At 60.1% G+C, this 17,978-nt stretch carries 12 protein-coding genes; 6 read left to right on the top strand and 6 right to left on the bottom strand.

Translation table 11 applies throughout. The features are described 5' to 3' along the window. Positions 1-86: 86 nt before the first annotated feature. A complete protein-coding gene (hisG, locus tag Q9S52_RS06435) occupies positions 87-938 on the bottom strand; it encodes an ATP phosphoribosyltransferase (protein WP_304708540.1) in 852 nt (283 codons plus the stop codon). Positions 939-1,270: 332 nt separating this feature from the next. Between hisG and Q9S52_RS06430 the strand changes: the two genes are divergently transcribed. The 4 genes from Q9S52_RS06430 to Q9S52_RS06415 all read left to right on the top strand — a co-directional run bounded on the left by Q9S52_RS06430 (position 1,271) and on the right by Q9S52_RS06415 (position 7,131). Continuing rightward, positions 1,271-2,239, top strand: coding sequence for a GSCFA domain-containing protein (locus Q9S52_RS06430; protein ID WP_304708539.1), 969 nt, complete (start codon positions 1,271-1,273; stop codon positions 2,237-2,239). A 23-nt stretch (positions 2,240-2,262) separates the two neighbouring features. Continuing rightward, a complete protein-coding gene (locus Q9S52_RS06425; RefSeq protein ID WP_304708538.1) occupies positions 2,263-3,897 on the top strand; it encodes an alkaline phosphatase family protein in 1,635 nt (544 codons plus the stop codon). A gap of 1,202 nt (positions 3,898-5,099) precedes the next feature. After that, a complete protein-coding gene (locus tag Q9S52_RS06420; protein ID WP_304708537.1) occupies positions 5,100-5,738 on the top strand; it encodes a deoxynucleoside kinase in 639 nt (212 codons plus the stop codon). Between the two features lie 16 nt (positions 5,739-5,754). Further along, complete coding sequence (locus Q9S52_RS06415) at positions 5,755-7,131, top strand: rRNA cytosine-C5-methylase (RefSeq protein ID WP_304708536.1); 1,377 nt, start codon at positions 5,755-5,757, stop codon at positions 7,129-7,131. A gap of 83 nt (positions 7,132-7,214) precedes the next feature. On the opposite strand, the gene Q9S52_RS06410 is transcribed toward Q9S52_RS06415, so the two are convergent. The 4 genes from Q9S52_RS06410 to recG all read right to left on the bottom strand — a co-directional run bounded on the left by Q9S52_RS06410 (position 7,215) and on the right by recG (position 14,085). Further along, positions 7,215-8,642, bottom strand: a complete 1,428-nt coding sequence (locus Q9S52_RS06410) for a BACON domain-containing protein (protein ID WP_294594265.1) — start codon at positions 8,640-8,642, stop codon at positions 7,215-7,217. Continuing rightward, the gene (locus tag Q9S52_RS06405) at positions 8,639-10,753 is read right to left on the bottom strand and encodes an alpha-amylase family glycosyl hydrolase (RefSeq protein WP_304708535.1); all 2,115 of its coding nucleotides are present in this window, start codon (positions 10,751-10,753) and stop codon (positions 8,639-8,641) included. The genes Q9S52_RS06410 and Q9S52_RS06405 overlap by 4 nt, the downstream gene beginning before the upstream one ends. A gap of 105 nt (positions 10,754-10,858) precedes the next feature. Next, positions 10,859-11,062, bottom strand: a complete 204-nt coding sequence (locus tag Q9S52_RS06400; RefSeq protein ID WP_300728318.1) for a hypothetical protein — start codon at positions 11,060-11,062, stop codon at positions 10,859-10,861. A gap of 884 nt (positions 11,063-11,946) precedes the next feature. Further along, positions 11,947-14,085, bottom strand: a complete 2,139-nt coding sequence (recG, locus tag Q9S52_RS06395) for an ATP-dependent DNA helicase RecG (protein ID WP_370648995.1) — start codon at positions 14,083-14,085, stop codon at positions 11,947-11,949. Between the two features lie 107 nt (positions 14,086-14,192). Here recG and Q9S52_RS06390 point away from each other — a divergent pair, with 107 nt between their 5' ends. Next, positions 14,193-15,044, top strand: coding sequence for a DUF3108 domain-containing protein (locus tag Q9S52_RS06390; RefSeq protein WP_300828411.1), 852 nt, complete (start codon positions 14,193-14,195; stop codon positions 15,042-15,044). A 1,154-nt stretch (positions 15,045-16,198) separates the two neighbouring features. Here Q9S52_RS06390 and Q9S52_RS06385 read toward each other — a convergent pair. Continuing rightward, the gene (locus Q9S52_RS06385) at positions 16,199-16,432 is read right to left on the bottom strand and encodes a hypothetical protein (protein ID WP_297623890.1); all 234 of its coding nucleotides are present in this window, start codon (positions 16,430-16,432) and stop codon (positions 16,199-16,201) included. A gap of 23 nt (positions 16,433-16,455) precedes the next feature. On the opposite strand from Q9S52_RS06385, the gene Q9S52_RS06380 reads away from it, so the two are divergent. Beyond that, positions 16,456-17,967: a GH3 auxin-responsive promoter family protein gene (locus tag Q9S52_RS06380; RefSeq protein ID WP_304708534.1), complete on the top strand. Its 1,512-nt coding sequence runs from the start codon at positions 16,456-16,458 to the stop codon at positions 17,965-17,967. Positions 17,968-17,978 lie beyond the last annotated feature (11 nt).

Below are 17,978 nucleotides of genomic sequence, written 5' to 3'. Positions count from 1 at the left end.
ACCTCTGCAAAAGTTCTTTGGGTACCTTTCTTTCAAGAAAGGTACGGTTCCGTCCAGCTCAAAGAACAGATTATCGAAGAGACAAGTTATAAAATCATTTTTTCGGGCGTGAGGACGAGAATATCTTCCGCCCCGATCGCCTTGAGCTGTTCGATTTTTTCCCAGAGCACCCGTTCGTCCACCACCGCATGCAGCGAACTCCACCCCCTTTCCGCCAGCGGCAGGATCGTCGGGCTCTTGATTCCCGGCAGAATTTCCGTCGCCTCCGCCAGTCGCTCCGTCGGGATATTCATCAGGATGTATTTTTTGCCCCGCGTACGCTCCACCGCCTCGATGCGGAACAACAGCTGGTTCAGCAGCGCCTGCTTTTCCGGCTCCAGCCTCGGCGTGGCGATCAGCACCGCCTCCGAGTGCATCGCCGTTTCGACCTCCTTCAGGCCGTTCGAAACCAGCGTTCCCCCGCTGCTGACGATATCGAAGATCGCCTCCGCCATCCCCACCGCCGGAGCGATTTCGACCGACCCCGCAATCTCCTCGATTTCCGCCTCGATGTTTTTCTCCTCCAGAAACTTGCGCAAGATGACCGGATAAGAAGTCGCGATCCGTTTCCCGTTGAAATACCCGATCCCCTCGTACTCCTCCCCCTTCGGGATCGCCAGCGAGAGGCGACACCTGCCGAAGCCGAGTTTGTGCACCACCGTCGCCCCGCACCGCCGCTCCTCGTACTCGTTGAGTCCCACGATGCCGAGGTCGGCCACCCCCCGTTCGACCGCATGCGGAATGTCGTCGTCCCGCAGGTAGAGCGCCTCGATCGGAAACAGCTCCGCGCGAGCCAGCAGCCGGCGTTTGCCCCGTTCGATGTCGATGCCGACCTCGGCGAGCAGTTCGAGGCTCTCTTCGTTGAGCCGCCCCTTGGATTGGAGAGCGATACGTATCATGATCAGTTGTGTTTTGTGTGAAAAAAAGAGAAGCCTGCCTTTCCGTGTCGGAGAAGCAGGCTTCGGTTTTGCGTTCTATGAAATATGTGAGCTACATATCGATTCCGGCAAAAAGCGACTTCCCCTCATCGGCAAAGCAATGATGGCAGTGGTGCCCGTGGTGGATATGTGCGTTCAGAATCATATTCGTTGTCCGGATAGACAAAGGCAAATGTAGGGAATCTTTCCGGATTTCCAAATTTTCGGTCGGTGAATTTCCGGAAAACGTTTCGGGAGACGGGAACCGAAAAAGGGCTATCTTTGGGAAATCCATTTTCATATCCCCCGGCGCCGTGTCCCACCCGACCTCTTTTCGCACCCCCCTCCTTCTGCCCCGATATCCCTTTCGGATCGGCCCCGCCGACCGCGGTCTGGCCCTCGGCTCCTGTTTTGTCGACCACATCGGGCAGTGGCTCGCCGCGGGCAAACTGCCTTTGTGCGTCAATCCCTTCGGCGCCCTGTATAATCCCGCCAGCATAGCGCAGACCTTGGAACGGCTCGTCTCCGACCGGCCGTTCCGTGCAACTGATCTGATCGAGCATAACGGCCTGTGGCATAGCTTTACGCACCACGGCGACTTCTCGGGGCCCGATGCGGCGGAGGTAGTGCGCCGCATCGAAGCAGCGCGTGCGGAAGGCGTCCGGGCCTTGCGAGAGGCCCGGTACCTGATGCTCACCTTCGGAACCGCGTGGGTCTACGAGCGCGAGGGGCAGGTCGTCGCCAACTGCCACAAACTGCCCGCGCGGAGCTTCGTTCGGCGGCGACTGACGGTGGACGAGATCGTCGAACCGCTGGCCGACCGGCTGGAACGCTGGCCCGACAAACAGACGATTCTGACCGTCAGCCCCGTGATCCATCGCGGAGACGGACTTGTCGAAAATCAGCTGAGCAAATCGACCCTGATTCTCGCCGCCCACCGGCTCGCCGAACGGTTCGCCGGGCGCGTGCACTATTTCCCCGCTTACGAGATCGTCGTCGGCGAACTGCGCGACTACCGGTTTTATGCCGATGATATGTGCCATCCCTCGTCCCTCGCCATCGAATATATTCGTACCCGGTTTTCCGAATCGCTCCTCTCGGCCGAAGCGGCGGAGCTGGTCTCGGCGGCCGGCGAACTCCGGAGCGCGATGAACCACCGCCCGTTGCATCCCGAGGGGGCGGAATACGCCGCCTTCCGGCAGTCGATGCGTCGTCGGGCCGAGGCGGCGCAAGCGCGTTACCCGACGGCCGATTTTTCGGAAGAGCTGCAATTTTTTGCGTAAATTTGTCGTTCAATTCATTCAGAATGAAAAAGTTTCTCACTCTCCTCATAGGGGTCGGCAGCGTGCTGTCGTCCGTTTCCGTTGCGCACGGCCACTCGGCCATCAGTCGCCAGCCGCCGAAACTCGTTGTCCAGATCGTCGTCAGCCAGATGCGCTACGACTACCTGCTCCGCTTCGCCGACAACTTCGGCGAGCGGGGCTTCCATGCGTTGGTGCGCGAGGGATCGCTCTGCAAACGAGCCTCTTACGACTATGCCCTGACCCGTACCGGTTCGGGGCTTGCCACGCTGACCACGGGGGCCAACCCGTCGATGCACGGCGTGGTGGGCGAGCGGTGGTTCAACTACACGACCGGCGAGGCGATCGACCTGGCGGCGGACAAGAAAGCTTTTACCGTGGGGAGCGACGAGTACGACGGTCAGTTTTCGCCCCGGGGACTGATTGCCGGCACGGTGGGCGACCAGCTCAAGGCCGTCTATCGGGACTCCAAAGTGGTGAGTATTGCGTTCGACCCGGTTTCGGCCGTGGTGGCGGGCGGCCACTCGGCCGATGCGGTCTACTGGCTGAACGGCAAGAACGGCAAGTGGGTGACGAGCGACTATTACGTCTCGGCCCTGCCCCAGTGGGTCGAAAAGTTCAACGAAGAGGGGGCCGTGGTGGGCTATTCGGCCCAGAAATGGGAGATTTCCCGTCCGTTGAAAGCCTATCACAACGATGTCTATACCGATATTTCGATTGACACGAGCTGGAAACTCAGTTTCGACTTCCTGACCCGCAAGAAATACGACTACGACCGGTTGCGCTCCTCTCCGGCGGCCAATACGCTGGTTCGGGACTTTGCCGTGCAGTCGATCATCTACGAGGGGTTGGGGAACGACGACGCACCGGATGTATTGAACCTCGTTTTCGACGCCTCGCGGTACATCGGCGAGAAGTACGGGACGGGGTCGGTCGAGCTGGAGGACAGCTACTATCGGCTGGATGCCGATTTGGCTTCGCTGCTGGAGTTTCTGGATACGCAGGTGGGGCGCGACCGGCTGTTGGTGGTGCTGACTTCGGACCACGGCGCCTCGGATCCGATTCGGGCCGACAGTCGCGTGCCGGCCGGGCTGTTCGACAACGGCCAGTTCGCGGCGATCATATCGGGATTCCTGGTGGCCCAGCTCGGGCCGGGCGACTGGCTGTTGAAGTTCGAGAATCGGCAGATCTATCTGAACCGCGGGCTGATTTATCAGAAAGGGCACAATTTGGAGGACTTGCAGAACCGGGTGGCTAACTTCGCGATCCAGTTCAGCGGCGTCTCTCAGGCGGTGACGGCCACGGCGTTGCAGAACGGCCATTTTACGGGCGGTGTGCTGGAGCGGATGCAGAACAGCTTTTTCCCGCGCAACTCGGGGGATGTGACGATCAACCTGATGCCGGGCTGGATCGAATACACCGAGGGTCGGTTGTCGGATTCCGGTTCGCCGTACAACTACGACACGCACGTGCCGTTGATCTGGTACGGGAGCAGCGTCGGGAATGTGGATGTGGAGCGTCAGGTAAATCTGACCGACGTGGCTCCGACCCTGGCGGATATTTTGGGAATCGCTCCGCCTGCGGCCTCGATGGGGACGACGATTCCGGAGATTTTCGTGTCGCGAGCGGTGGAGGAATAGAGTGCGTGTGAATAATGAGGAGGAAGAAGCTGCCGCGCGTTTTTTTTGTAGAGGCTGCCAGAGCGAAACGTAGTTTCGCCCGTCCACGGGACGTGTGGCCTGCTTGGCCGACGCGTTCGCGTCATGGCGCGCAGGCCGTTACTATTCTTTCTTAGCCTAACCGCGCGCGACCACTGGAGTAGGAAATCATTCAAACGCGTGTTTCGCGTTTGAATAAGATTTCCGCCAGCGCGCGGAAAAAGGAATTGGGCCGTGGCTGCCCACTCCGAGTGCCGGGAGGCACCGCCCGCCCTGTGTAGGGCAGTCCCCTCCCGTAGCCAAAGACGCGCGCCACGCCTAAAGAAGCGATTCAGCTATTTCGGCGGTAGCCGAATTATAGATGAATCGCGCAGGCGCGCGAAAAAAATGATTCCGCGCAAAAATCCGTCGCCCGCCCGCCTAAAGTAGGCATATTCTGCCGGTTGGCGCTCGGCCAATCCCAAGAATTGCCGCGGGCGACGGCGAAAGTGGCGGAGCGAAAGCAGAGCCGCAGTGAGGCGGACACGGGTCAGTGCTTTGGGCCGAGCTTCTGCGGCTCTTTGAGCCGCGCAGTTCGCCGCCACCCCAAGCGGCGGACTGCAACTCGTCAGGGCTCGTTGCATTCACCGCTGGCGGCAAACAGCTATAGGCTGAGAGTGAGTAGCGCGCCCGAGGGTGAATGGGCGTTGCTTTTGCGGTTCGAAGAACCGCCGGCCTCGTCACCGAACTTAGCCGATCTGGGCAGTGCTGGTGGTGGAGTTCTTGCGGCTCGCAGAGCCGCGCGGGCCGGACGCCTGCCCCCGGGCGGCCCGCAACACGCCGCTCCGCGCCGAGAGTTGCCGTTCCTCCCGGGCGTCCGACCGTAAAGTCAAATTGAAATAGGGTAGAGTCAGCCAGTTGTTGGGGTAGACACAGCCAGTAAGACGCCCTGTGGGCGCGTTTATTCCGAGAGGCAACGCAACAGAAAACCGTAAGCACGGCAGTCCGCATAGCGAGGATAGAGCTACATTGCGTAGAAATCCAAACACATGCCGTTAATTCCGTTGACCGTAGATGACCAGCAGAACCCGGCGTTGCCGACGCCCCACAACGCGCCATCCGCATGACTGCGGAAGCCCGGGGCGGGCGGGAGCTCCCCGGAGACCGATGACCGGAAAAAGATAACCATTCAGAATAAAAAAGAGATGTATATAGCAATTGCCGGAAATATCGGGAGCGGGAAGACCTACCTGACCGAGCTGTTGAGCGCCCGGCTCGGCTGGGAAGCCCAATACGAAGAGACCGAAAATCCGTATATCGGCGATTTTTACGACGATATGAAACGGTGGGCCTTCAACCTGCAAGTCTATTTTCTCGGGAAACGGCAGCGGCAGATCGACGCCATCGCCTCCCGCGAAATCGAATGCCGGGCCGAAGGGACAGGCGTGCAGTCCGTCGTCGTAGACCGCACGATCTACGAAGACGCGCAGGTCTTTGCCACCAACCTCCATCGTGTCGGCGTCCTTTCGTCGCGCGACTACACCACCTACATGCAGCTCTATCGCTTTACCGAGGCCAACCTGTTGCGGCCCCGGCTGCTCGTTTACCTGCGCGCCTCCGTGCCCACGCTCGTCAGCCAGATTCAGCGGCGCGGACGCGTCTACGAAGCCTCGATCGACGCCGCATACCTCGAAGGGCTCAACCGGTTGTACGAAGAGTGGATCGTCACCTACGACGGGCCGAAATTGATCGTCGACGTCGACCGCGAGGATTTCGTCACCGACCCTTCGGCCCGCGAAGCGATTCTCGAACGCATTGCCAGACAGATCGATGGAAGCTGCTGAAGCATCTAAGATACGCTTGCCCGCAGCCTTCGCGGCCCGGGTCGAGGCGGAAGTGCCGGGACTGGCCGAGGCATTGGAAGGGACCCCTCCTGTCAGCATACGATTCAATCCGTTCAAACGCCTGACGGATTTTCCGGCGGATCCTTCGGGTGTGGGCGAGCCTGTGGCGTGGGCGTTGCCGGGCGAGGCTTGTTACCTGACCGACCGGCCTGTTTTTACGGCCGATCCGGTGTTTCACGGCGGAGCTTATTATGTGCAGGAGGCCGGGTCGATGTTCGTCGGATGGCTCTTGCGGCGGATTCTCCGGACGACGGGAATCGTGACTCCTAAAGTATTGGATTTGTGTGCCGCTCCGGGCGGGAAGGCCACCCATATCGCTTCGGTGGTCGGTTCGGAGGGAGTTGTCGTGGCCAATGAGACGATTCGGTCGCGGGCTCGGATATTGGCCGAGAACGTGCAGAAATGGGGGTCGGGGAATGTGGCCGTCACTTCGAACGACCCGGCGGATTTCGGCGCGAGGCTGGCAGGAGATTTCGACGTGATCGTCGCCGACGTCCCCTGTTCCGGCGAAGGGATGTTCCGCAAGGATCCCGCCTCACGCGAGGCGTGGTCGCCCGAGAACGTGCAGCTGTGCGCCGCGCGGCAGCGGCGGATCGTGAGCGACGTGTGGGCCGCGTTGCGGCCGGGAGGGGTGCTGATCTACAGCACCTGTACCTTCAACGCGGCTGAAAATGAGGAGAATGTCCGGTGGGTGGCGGAGGAGTTGGGCGGCGAAGTGCTCGATTTCGACGGGGTGCCGGAGGAGATCGTGACGACGGGTGCCGGGTGGCACTTTTATCCCCATCGGGTGCGGAGCGAGGGCTTTTTCGCGGCTGTGATTCGGAAAACGGGGGATTTCGATGCGAAAGGGCGTACTCTCGGGAAAACGAAAAAGAATACGGAGTTGGCGTCGCTGGTCAAGTCGGAACTGAGCGAGGCGCGGCGGTGGATCGGCGACGGTGAGTGGCTTTTCGGTCGGGTCGGCGAGGGGACGGTCTACGGCTTTTCGCCGGAGATGTACCGGATGGTCGAAACGTTGCGTGCTGCGCGGTTCGGCCTGCTTTATTCCGGCGTGGAGCTGGGCGAGCTGATTCGCGGGAGCTTGAAACCGGCCCATGCGCTGGCCTTGTATGCCGGTCTGAACCGGCAGGCGGCGGCTGTGGCCGAGCTGGACGAGGAAGCCGCCCGGGAGTACTTGCGCAAAGGGACGGATACGGCCGCATTGCCCGTCGAACGGTTCGCCGAAGGGCTGAATCTGGTCGTATGCCGCGGCGTTGCGCTCGGCTGGGCCAAGCGCATCGGACGACGCTACAACAACCTCTATCCGGCCGCCTGGCGCGTGCTTCGGTACTGAGCGTCACGGCGTTACGAATCGATCCCGGGTGTCGTACGATACCCGGGATCGTTACTTCAGAAGGTCTCCAAAGAGGAGTTCCGTTACCGATCGAATCCGAACAGATCCACTTCGACAAAATACGATGCCACTCCGTCATTCGCTTTCGGCCCGCTGAACGAGGAGATGAATCGTTCGAGGTCGAGGTTCAGCGCCATCCCTCCGCCGCCCTCCTGCGGTACCTCCAGCAATTGCCAGTAATGAGTAATGGCCGGATTTCCCGGACAGAAATTGGCCCGGTCATAATAGCAAGTCCCCGCCTGTGCATAGTTTTTGCCGCATTTCACGAAAATCGTACCCGGGTAAGCCGCCTTTTTCCCATTCACCGTTACGGTGTAGGTGTTGGAGTCGAACTCGGCCGCATTGCGTACCTGGTAACCGGTTCGATCCGGAAATCTTCCCTGATCATGTCCGTATCCCGTGATGGTGACTTTCATTTCGATTGTTTTTACCCCCTCCGGTACGGTAAAATTACGCAGCCCCATATGGGCATCGTTCTCGATATCGTCATCGCCCGAGAAGCCGTAACCCCAACGCCGGTATCCCGTATTGTCGTTCACATGGCTGTCGTACACCTTGGCTGCCCATACCGGATTCCGTTCCGGCTCGCCTTCGTACAAGTCGAATGTAAGGGTTGCCGTGTGCCGGCGCCCGGTCGATGAGGGCCCGCCCCAGTCGCCGTCGAAGTAGATTCGGAATTCGGTTGTTCCCGTCAACATCGGCAGATAGTCGGTGACATCGAAATAGAAATATTTTTCCCATCCGGCATCAAAACTTCCTCCGTACGGCGTGATGGCGCGTACCAATTCGAACCACTCTCCGTTGCGTTTGTCCTTGACGAAAAGCATGGTCGTATAATCATATTCGTGCGGTCCGGCATTCATTCCGCCCATCCGGTACGAGAGGATGGCCCGTCGATAGGTCGGCCCGCCCGCAGCCGGGAAGTCGAGTGTGAACCGGTGGTCGTTATTGATGCCCCATCCATAAAAATAGAGAGGAATCACGCTGCTCGTCACGGTCGTTTTGTCGCCGGTAGCTTTGGAGATCAGTTCGTCCGGATATTTTTCGTAGTACGGAGTCCGTTCGAGCAATACCGCGCCCTGATTGACCGTTGCAGCCTGTACGACCGTCACCGTACGTGTAATCGGTTCCCGACCGTTCGGAGTGCCGGTTACGGTAATGACAGCCGACCGTTCCGTTTCGCTGCGGTTATAGTCCGCCTTGACCGTAAGGGTGTTATTTGCCCCTTTGGCTGCAGTGCACCAGGCTTTTCCTTCTTCAATGGCGAAGTCCCAGGTCGGCAGATTCGTTTCAATGGTCAGCGTGCCCGTTCCCTCGCTCGCCTCCATCGGGAGCGTTTCGGTCGGAGTAATCGTCAGGTAGCTTTCGCCTGTTTCTTTGTTGTTTTTACAACTCCCGAAAAGGAGGAGTACGGCGGCGATGCCGATCGTGCCGGTGATTCTTGTATTCATAAAGAGAAAGATTTGGAACTTAGACTGGTTTGAAATCCGTTATCGTCTTCCCGGGCGAAGACCAGTGCCGTCCGGCTGACGTTGTAGATCCGCATGTAATGGCGTGTCACCCCATCCCCGTCCATCCGTGAATCGGTGAAGTATTCCGCGCTTTCCGAACCGGAGCGCACCCGTCCCTGACCGCCGAAAACCGCCTCGTCGCTGCTCAGCACCACCCGCCATTTCCCCGCCTGCGGCGCCGGCAGCTCGTAGTTCGGAATGCTCGCCGTCGGATGCCAGTTGAAGACGAACAGCAGCCCCGCCTGTTCGTAAATCAACGTCTTGTTCGTCTCGTCCACCTTCAGTTGATAGCCGTATCCCGCGCTGAGTATCCGGTATTTCCGCAGCAACGCTACCATCGCCCCCTCGAACCGTGCGAGGTCGATGTAGCGCAGGTAGTCCGCCTCGGCCAGCGACCACTGCCGCCGCGCATGCGCATAGCTCCACCCGTTCCCCTCCCGCGGAAAGTCGATCCACTCCGGATGTCCGAATTCGTTCCCCATGAAGGTCAGGTAAGCCTCCCCCCCCAGCGTCGAGGTAACGAGCCGGATCATCTTGTGCAGCGCGATGCCCCGGTCGATAATGAGGTTCTGCGACTCGCGGTTCATGGCGAAATACATCTCCTTGTCCATCAAGCGGAACGCAATCGTCTTATCCCCTACCAGTGCCTGGTCGTGCGATTCGCAGTAAGCCACCGTCCGCACCCCCGGCAAGCGGTTGCAGAGCACGCTCCACATCCGGTGCAAGTCCCACTCCTCGTCCGGCACATCCTTCAGGTATTCGATCCAGAAGTCCGGAATCGCCATCCCCAACCGGTAGTCGAACCCCATCCCTCCGTCTCGTACCGGGAAAGTCACCCCCGGCATCCCGCTCACATCCTCTGCGATCGTCACCGCTCCCGGCTGCAATTCGTGTATCAGCTCATTGGCCAGCGTCAGGTAGAGGATCGCATCCCGATTGGCTCCTCCGCCGAAATAGGCCTCCAGCCCCCAATCCGGCGCATTCACCCCGTGGTGGTGGTACAGCATCGAGGTCACGCCGTCGAACCGAAAGCCGTCGAAATGGAACTCGTCGAGCCAGTATTTGACGTTCGAGAGCAGAAAGTGTTGCACTTCGTACTTCCCGTAGTCGAAGAGCATGGAGTCCCACTGCGGATGTTCCCCCGCCTCGCCCGGCAGCGAGTAGAGGCCGTCCGTTCCGTCCAGCCGGTTGATCCCTTCGTTGAGGTTTTTGACGTAGTGCGAGTGCACGAGGTCCATAATCACGCCTATGTCCAGTTCGTGTGCCCGCTTGACCAGTCGTTTTAGGTCTTCGGGCGTCCCGAATCGGGAGCTTGGCGCGAAAAAGTTGCTCACGTGGTACCCGAAGCTCCCGTAGTACGGATGTTCGGCGATGGCCATCAGCTGGATGGCATTGTATCCCAGCTCTTTGATCCGCGGTAGGATGCGTTCGGCGAACTCTTCGTAGGTGCCGACCCCTTCCCGCTCCTGTGCCATCCCCACATGGGCTTCGTAAATGAGCAGTCCGCCGTCCTGTGCCGCCCGGGCGGTGAGGTCGTACCGGTCTTCGTTCCAAGCGAAAGGTCTCTGCGGCTCCCACACTTGTCCGCAATAGTCTTTCGACTGTTCGTCCTGCACCACGCGCCGGATGTATGCTGGAATTCGATCCATCCACGAACCGTCTCCGCCATGGACGTACATTTTCACCAGGCTACCATGCTTCAGCCTTCCTCCGGTCGCTTCGTCCGGCAGAAAGAGTTCCCACACGCCGTTCGAATCGGGCACCCGTTCAGCCGGATGCTGCGTCCGTTCCCAGTCGTTGAAGTCTCCGAACAGAAAGACTTCCCGCGCTCCGGGCAGCCATTCGCGAAACCACCATCCGTGTCGTTGCGGGTCGTAGTGGATGCCGAAGTAGAGGTGGGCGTTGGCGTAATCGGCGAGCGATCCGCTCCAGTGTCGAATTTCGTCGGCGCGGTGGGTGAATCGGTCGTATCGGGCTTCGATTTCCGGAGCTGCGGGTCTGAGCCATTCGTCCTGTGCGACGAGCGGCAAGGTGTGCGAGTGGGGTGACATGGCGGGAGAAGGTTTGGGTTTTGTTCGGATAACTCTTTGACAAATATAACTTTTTCCGGGGATAAAACGTCGGGTTGAGGAGGTAAATTTGTGCGGTGGCACCGTTTATTCCGAGAGGCAGCGCAACTGAAGACCGTGGCCGCGGCCGTTTGGGAAACTGGGGGTAAGGGTTTGCGTGGTAAAATCCAAAAATACACCGTTGGTTCCGCTGGTAGAGGATGCCCAACTGTACCCGTGGTGGCCGATATTTCTTGCTACACCTTCATAGTTCGCCCGACCGAAGTCGCGGTAGCCCGGGGCGGTGCCCATAAGACGTCTTCTTGGCAGCTTTTACCCTACTTGTGTTTGACGTTGGCGGCCGAAGCCTGCGGTGTCCACAGCAACGTGAGTTGCGGGCCTCCGCGGTCGGAGGCTTCGGCCCGCGCGACCCTAAAGGGTCGCAGGAGCAAAGCACCCATTCACCGCCCAGTCTGTCGGGTTCGTCCTCGCCCTGTTTGCAAAAGTTCGCCGCCAGCGGTGAGTGCAACGAGCTCCGCCGAGTTGCAGCCCGCCGCGTGGGGTGGCGGCGAACTGCGCGGCTCTTCGAGCCGCAAGAACAGCACCTCATTCATCGCCCAATTCTGTCGGGTTGGGGCTGCGCGTTCCGGGGGTGGGCCAAAGGCCTAGCGCGCAAGGCCGGCGGTTCGGAGAACTGCGCTATTCGCTCTCGGCTCAAAGCACTACCCAAAGCACGGCCAACAGCTCGGCCCAACCCATCGCCCAAATTCCAGCCTCCTGCTCGACCCAACACGGCACGAAAACCGGCTACGGTTTTCGTGCCCGAAGAACAAGCACAGCCCAAAGCACAGCCCAATTCTCCGTCCCGTGTCCGCCTCACTGCGGTTCCGCTTTCGCTCCGCCGCGTTTTCGCGCGCCGTGCGCGATTCAACTATATTCAGCTCACCGCCGAAATAGCTGAATCGCTTCTTTAGGCAGGGCGCGCGGTTGGCCAACAAGAGGGTACTGCGCTCAGGCCGCGCGGGCCCCACGTCCCGTGGACGGGAAATGCTTACGCATTTCCACTACCAGCCTCGGCCCCGTTTTCTGTTCGCGCGCCTCACTATAAAGCGGAGAGAACCCTAACAAAACGCCCAACGGGCGCCCGCGGGACGTGCAAAAGTGTTGTTTCGCTATGGTTGTCACCGCTTTGTGCGTCAGCTGATCTGGCTCAAGTCCACCTCGATCTTCTTCTTTCGGTTCAGCCGTGCGATCGCAGCCGCCAAAAGTACGTTCGCCGGATCCTGCAAATTCGGATCCGTCGCCAGCACCCTTTCCGCCACCCCCCGCGCATATTCCAGAATGTCGCCGTCCTTGGCCAGGTTCGAAACCTTGATCTCGATCCCCTGCCCGCTCTGCGCCGTACCGTCGATGTCGCCCGCCCCCCGGAGCTGCAAGTCCAGCTCCGACAGCCGGAAACCGTCCGTCGTCGAGACCATCGCCTCCATCCGGTGCCGCGCCTCCGTCGAGAGCTTGTCCCCCGTCATCAGGATACAGTACGACTGCTCGTCGCCCCGGCCCACCCGGCCCCGCAGCTGGTGGAGCTGCGACAGTCCGAACCGCTCCGCACTCTCGATCACCATGACCGTCGCGTTCGGCACATCCACCCCCACCTCGATCACCGTCGTCGAGATCAGAATCTGCGCCTTTCCCTGCTTGAACTGCTCCATCCCGTAATCCTTGAGCCGCGCCGGCATCTTGCCATGCACCACCACGCTCGTGTACTTCGGCGGCGGGAACTCCCGCGCGATCACCTCCGCCCCCGCCTCCAGATTCGCCACATCCAGCGTCTCCGACTCCTGAATCAGCGGGTAGACGATATAGACCTGCCGTCCCCGGGCGATCTGCTCGCGCAGGAAGCCGAACAGCCTCAACCGGTGCGACTCCCGCGCATGAGAAGTATGTATCGGTTTCCGCCCCGGCGGCAGCTCGTCGATCACCGAGACGTCCAGATCGCCGTAGAGCGTCATCGCCAGCGTCCGCGGAATCGGTGTCGCCGTCATCACCAGCACGTGCGGCGGCAAATCCTGACTTTTCATGCGCAACTTGGCCCGCTGCATCACCCCGAACCGGTGCTGTTCGTCGATCACCGCGAATCCCAGCCGCGCAAACTGAACTCCCTCCTCGATCAGCGCGTGGGTGCCGATCAGCAGATCGATCTCGCCCGACATCAGCCCCTCCGCAATCTCCGCCCGTTTCCTCCGCCCCGTGCTCCCCGTCAGCAATTCGACCCGCAGCCCCGTCCGTTCCACCAGCGACATCACCGACCGGTAGTGCTGGTTGGCCAATATCTCCGTCGGCGCCATCAGCGCGCTCTGGAATCCGTTGTCCGCCGCGATCAGGATGCACAGCAGCGCGACGATCGTCTTGCCGCTCCCCACGTCGCCCTGCATCAGGCGGTTCATCTGGTGGCCGCTCACCATGTCGCCCCGAATCTCCCGGACGACCCGTTGCTGGGCGCCCGTCAGTTCGAAAGGCAGCTGTTCGCGGTAAAACATATTGAAATAGCCCCCGATTTTCGGCATCTTGAATCCCTGCACCTTTTCCATCCGCACCTGCCGCTGGCCCAACAGCTGGAGCTGGATGACGAACAGCTCCTCGAACTTGAGCCGTCGCATCGCCGCCTGCAACGCCTCAGCCGACGACGGGAAGTGAATGTCATGCAGCGCCTGGGCCCGTCCCACCAACCGCTCCTGTCGCAACAGATATTCCGGCAGCGTCTCCGGAATGTAATTCTTGACCGCCCCCCAGAGCGTTTTCACGGCATTGAAAATGGCTTTCGTCCCCAGCCCGATCGAGGTGAGCCGCTCCGTGGTGCTGTAGATGCCCTGCATGCCGACCGGCTCCTGTCCTTCGATCACGATCGGCGGTTCAAACTCCGGATGTGCCATGTTCGGCCAGCCGTTGAACATCGTGGGGCGACCGAAAAAGATGTATTCACGGCCCACTTCGAGCTTCTTCATCACGAATCGCGCGCCGCGGAACCAGACGACGTCCATCTCGCCCGTGTCGTCGGTCACCACCAGCGCCAGCCGCGCCTTGTGGCCCGTCCCGATGATCCCTTTGTCGCGTACCCGTGCCCTCACCTGAATGTATTGTGTGGAGAGCTCCTCCCGGATTTCGTTGATTTTGTAGATTTTCGACCGATCCACATATCGGAACGGGATGTGCATCAGCAGGTCGCCGAACGTTTCGACGCCGATTTCGGCGGCGAGCAGTTCGGCGCGTTTCTGCCCGATTCCGGGCAGGTACTGGATCGGTCTGTCGAGGATGCTGTCCATGGTCTTTCCGTACACAAATATACTCTTTTTTCGGTCGCGCGCCGGGAGCCGGTTGCGAGGCCGAGGAAAAAGTACGGCACGGGGGTTGCACTGCCTGAAAAACGATTATATTTGTCTCTGTTATGAAACGATTTCCGATTTTTATGTCGCTTGTCGCGGTGCTGTGCGCAGTGGGCGGGGGACGAGTCCGGGGGCAGTCGTCGGCGCGGCCGTTGGCTTTCCGGGCGGGCGAAGAGCTGACCTACACGGCGGGTTATGCTTCGACGATGCTGACGACCGACGTGGCGACGGTGACTTTCCGGCTTTCCGAGGGGCGTATGGAGGGCGGTCCGGCTTATCGGATTTGGGCGCAGGGGGTGACCAAACCGTTTTTCTCGGTCTTTTTCCGGGTGAACGATGTCTATGAAACGTGGCTCGATACGGCGACGCTGCGACCGTTGTATGCCACGTCGGATATTCAGGAGGGGAATTATCGGTATCGCAGCCGGCAGTGGTTCGATTGGACGAAGGGCGAGGTGAGGACGTATGGAAAAAACCAGAAAAAGGGCTATGAGCGGGGACGGACGATGTCGATCGGGGAGTCGGACTTCGATCCGGTCGCTCATTTTTTCAACCTGCGAAACCTGCCGTCGATCGGTACGATGCGGAAGGGGGAGGCGGGATTTTTGAACTTAGTGATGATCGACACGATCCGCAGGATTCGGTACGTGTATCAGGGGCGGGAGATTATCAATGCTCCGGCGACGGGGCAGGTGCGGTGTTTGAAGTTTTCGTGCCAGCTGGCGACGGGCGATGCGCAATCGTTCAAGGATGGGAGCGAGTTTTTGATTTGGATTTCGGACGACGCGAACCGGATACCGATCTATATGGAGACTCCGATCCGCGTGGGGCGTGTCCAGGCGACGCTGACGGGTTGGAAAAATTTGGCCCATCCGTTTTCGTCGCAGCTTGTGGACGGGGGGAAGAGGAAATGACAGTTTATTGTCCAAGCGCGGACAAAGATTTGGGCCGCCGGCAGCTTGAGGATGCGCAAGCATTCGTCTAAAGTTTTTTTGGTTCTTTTTGTTCACAAAAAGAACAGTCTCCTCAAACCATCGCGCGCCACGCCTTGGGAGGGAAATCGTCAAAATGCACTTTGTGCGTTTTGACAAGATTTCCCCAGGCGCGCACCAAGAACTGGGCCGAACAGGTTAAGCGATACGCAGTATCGCTCCGTCCCGCCGGGGTCACCCGGCCGCCGCCCGCGCAGGGCAGTTTCAGGCGGGTCAAAGCTCGACCGCGCACCCCGCCTAAAGGAGCGTGCGAAAATCCCGTCGCCCGCCCGCCTAAGAGGGCATATTCTGCCGGTTGGCACTCGGCCAATCCGGCAAGAATTGCCGCGGGCGACGGCAAGCGTGGCGGAGCGCAAGCGGAGCCGCAGTGGGGTAGACACGGGGCAGAGAACTGGGCCGTGCTTTGGGCTGTGCTGTTCTTCGGGCGCGAAAACCGCAATCGGTTTTCGCGCCGCGCTGGGCCGAGCATGGGGCTGTGGGTTGGGCCGAGTTGTTGGCCGTTCTTTTGCGGTTCGTAGAACCGCCGGGCCGAAGCCTCCCGCCGCGGAGGGACGCACAGCGTCTTTTACTGCCAGCCTCTACCCTAAGCAACCCAGGCTCCGTCCGTTTGAACTGAGAGCGAGTAGCGCGATTCCATCCGGAATCGCCGGCCTGTTCGCCCAGCGGCGAAGCCGCTCGGGGGGTGGGCGACAGGCCGAACTCGACAGAAGAAAGCGTTGCTTTTGCGGCTCGTAGAGCCGCGCAGTTCGCCGTTAGCGGCGGGCTGCAGCTCGACGGGGCTCGTTGCTGTTCTCCGCTGGCGGCGAACTGCTTAAAAGAGGTGAATGGGCTGTGCTTCTGCGACCCTTTAGGGTCGCGCGGGTCGAAGCCTCCGGCAGCGGAGGCCCGCAACTCGCCATGCTCGTTTTAGGCCCCGCAGGCTTCAACCCGCTAAAGCAATTGCATTTTCGCAAACTCGGTTGCGCTTCGCTGGCGGCGAACGGTTAATAGGTGAATTGGGCTATGTTCTTGCAGCCCGCTGCCAGGTCAGAATAAGGTAGCTCCAGCTCCTTGCCCACCGCGGGTACGCACCCCGTTTATTCCGAGAGGCAACGCAACTGAAGAGCGTTACCGCGACTGCTCGGACCATTGGTTTCGAGACGCTCCATGCTGAAACCGAACAATGTCCCCTTGATGTCGCTGACAGCCGACGACCATTGGTACCCATGGTTGCCCGAGTAGCCCAACACCCCCGGCGCATTGTAGCGGAAGCCCGGGGCGGAGCCGAGCCGAACCGCCCTCCGACCGATGAACCAGATGAAAACCAGCATATAACGAGCGAGAAAATATCGCCATGTCATTGATCAATTCGATACTCACCACCCTCTATTCCAAACGGCTCAAAGCCATCGAGCACTTCCGGCGCTTCCCGTGGGAAGTCCAGACCGAACAATTCCGGCTCCTGATGAGCTACGGCGCACAGACCGACTACTTCCGACACTACGACATGCACGCCTACGACTCCGTCGAGACCTACCAGCGGCGGATACCGGTCGTGAACTACGATGAGATTCAGACCGAAATCGAACGCATGCGCCGCGGCGAAGAGAACATCCTCTGGCCCGGCAAAGTCGGCTGGTTCGCCAAATCCTCCGGCACCACCGGCGACCGGAGCAAATACATTCCCGTCACCGATGAGATCTTGCACCAGTGTCACTTCCAGGGCGGGCGGGATACTATGGCCCTTTTCGCCTACTACCACCCCCGGAGCAAAGCCTTCAGCGGCAAGACCCTCACCCTCGGCGGCAGCCACCGGCTCGACCCCCTCGGCGGAGGCGTCCAGAGCGGCGACCTCTCCGCCATCCTGATCCACAACGCCCCGGGGTGGGTCAATCGCCTGCGCGAACCCTCGACCCACATCGCCCTGATTCCCGACTTCGAACGCAAAGTGGACGCCATCTGCTGGCGATGCTCCAAACAACGCGTGACCGCTTTCGTCGGCGTGCCTTCGTGGAACCTCGTGCTCATGAACCGCATGCTCGAATACACCGGCACCGACAATCTGCTCGAAGTGTGGCCCGACCTCTCCCTCTTTATCCACGGCGGCGTCAGCTTCGCACCCTATCGCGAACAATATCGGCGGCTGATTCCTTCGTCGCAGATGAAATACATGGAGACCTACAACGCTTCCGAAGGCTTCTTCGCCCTACAGGACAACCTCTCCACCTCCGACATGCTCCTGATGCTCGACTACGGCGTCTTCTACGAATTCCTGCCCGTCGGCGAGCTCGACCGGCCGGAGAAGGCTGTGACGCTGGCCGATGTCGAGATCGGCGTCAACTACGCCATGATCATCTCCACCTCGGGCGGCCTGTGGCGGTATATGATCGGCGACACCGTCGAATTCACCAGCCTCGCCCCCCACAAAATCCGGATTACCGGACGGACCAAGAGCTATATCAACGCATTCGGCGAAGAGATCGTCATCGACAACGCCGAACGCGCCGTCTCGGCGGCCTGTGCCGCCACCGGCGCCCGCGTGCTCGAATACACTGCCGCCCCGATCTTTATGGAAGGGCGGGCCAAGGGGGCACACCAGTGGTTCGTCGAATTTTCCGCTTCGCCGTCGGACGTCATGCTCTTTGCCGAGACCCTCGACCGTACTTTGCAGGAGGTCAACTCCGACTACGCCGCCAAACGGTTCAAAAACACCACCCTCATGCCGCCGCAGCTCGTCGTCGCGCGGAAAGGAGCTTTCTACCGCTGGATGGACGAACGCAAGAAACTCGGCGGACAGAACAAAGTGCCCCGGTTGGCCAACGATCGGAAATATATGGAACAATTATTGAAGATCAACGCCTTGTAGTCTTTTTATCC

Source organism: uncultured Rikenella sp. (genome assembly GCF_948810725.1).
Classification (GTDB): Bacteria; Bacteroidota; Bacteroidia; order Bacteroidales; family Rikenellaceae; genus Rikenella.
Note: the sequence above shows the minus strand (reverse complement) of the source record. Positions and strands in the feature narration are given on the sequence as shown.

Bases quoted from the DNA above. Each gene is read 5' to 3' on its own strand.
- hisG (WP_304708540.1), bottom strand. From the start codon at position 938: ATGATACGTATCGCTCTCCAATCCAAGGGGCGGCTCAACGAAGAGAGC.
- Q9S52_RS06420 (WP_304708537.1), top strand. From the start codon at position 5,100: ATGTATATAGCAATTGCCGGAAATATCGGGAGCGGGAAGACCTACCTG.
- Q9S52_RS06410 (WP_294594265.1), bottom strand. From the start codon at position 8,642: ATGAATACAAGAATCACCGGCACGATCGGCATCGCCGCCGTACTCCTC.
- Q9S52_RS06380 (WP_304708534.1), top strand. From the start codon at position 16,456: ATGTCATTGATCAATTCGATACTCACCACCCTCTATTCCAAACGGCTC.
- Q9S52_RS06400 (WP_300728318.1), bottom strand. From the start codon at position 11,062: ATGGGCACCGCCCCGGGCTACCGCGACTTCGGTCGGGCGAACTATGAA.
- Q9S52_RS06385 (WP_297623890.1), bottom strand. From the start codon at position 16,432: ATGCTGGTTTTCATCTGGTTCATCGGTCGGAGGGCGGTTCGGCTCGGC.
- Q9S52_RS06405 (WP_304708535.1), bottom strand. From the start codon at position 10,753: ATGTCACCCCACTCGCACACCTTGCCGCTCGTCGCACAGGACGAATGG.
- Q9S52_RS06425 (WP_304708538.1), top strand. From the start codon at position 2,263: ATGAAAAAGTTTCTCACTCTCCTCATAGGGGTCGGCAGCGTGCTGTCG.
- Q9S52_RS06390 (WP_300828411.1), top strand. From the start codon at position 14,193: ATGAAACGATTTCCGATTTTTATGTCGCTTGTCGCGGTGCTGTGCGCA.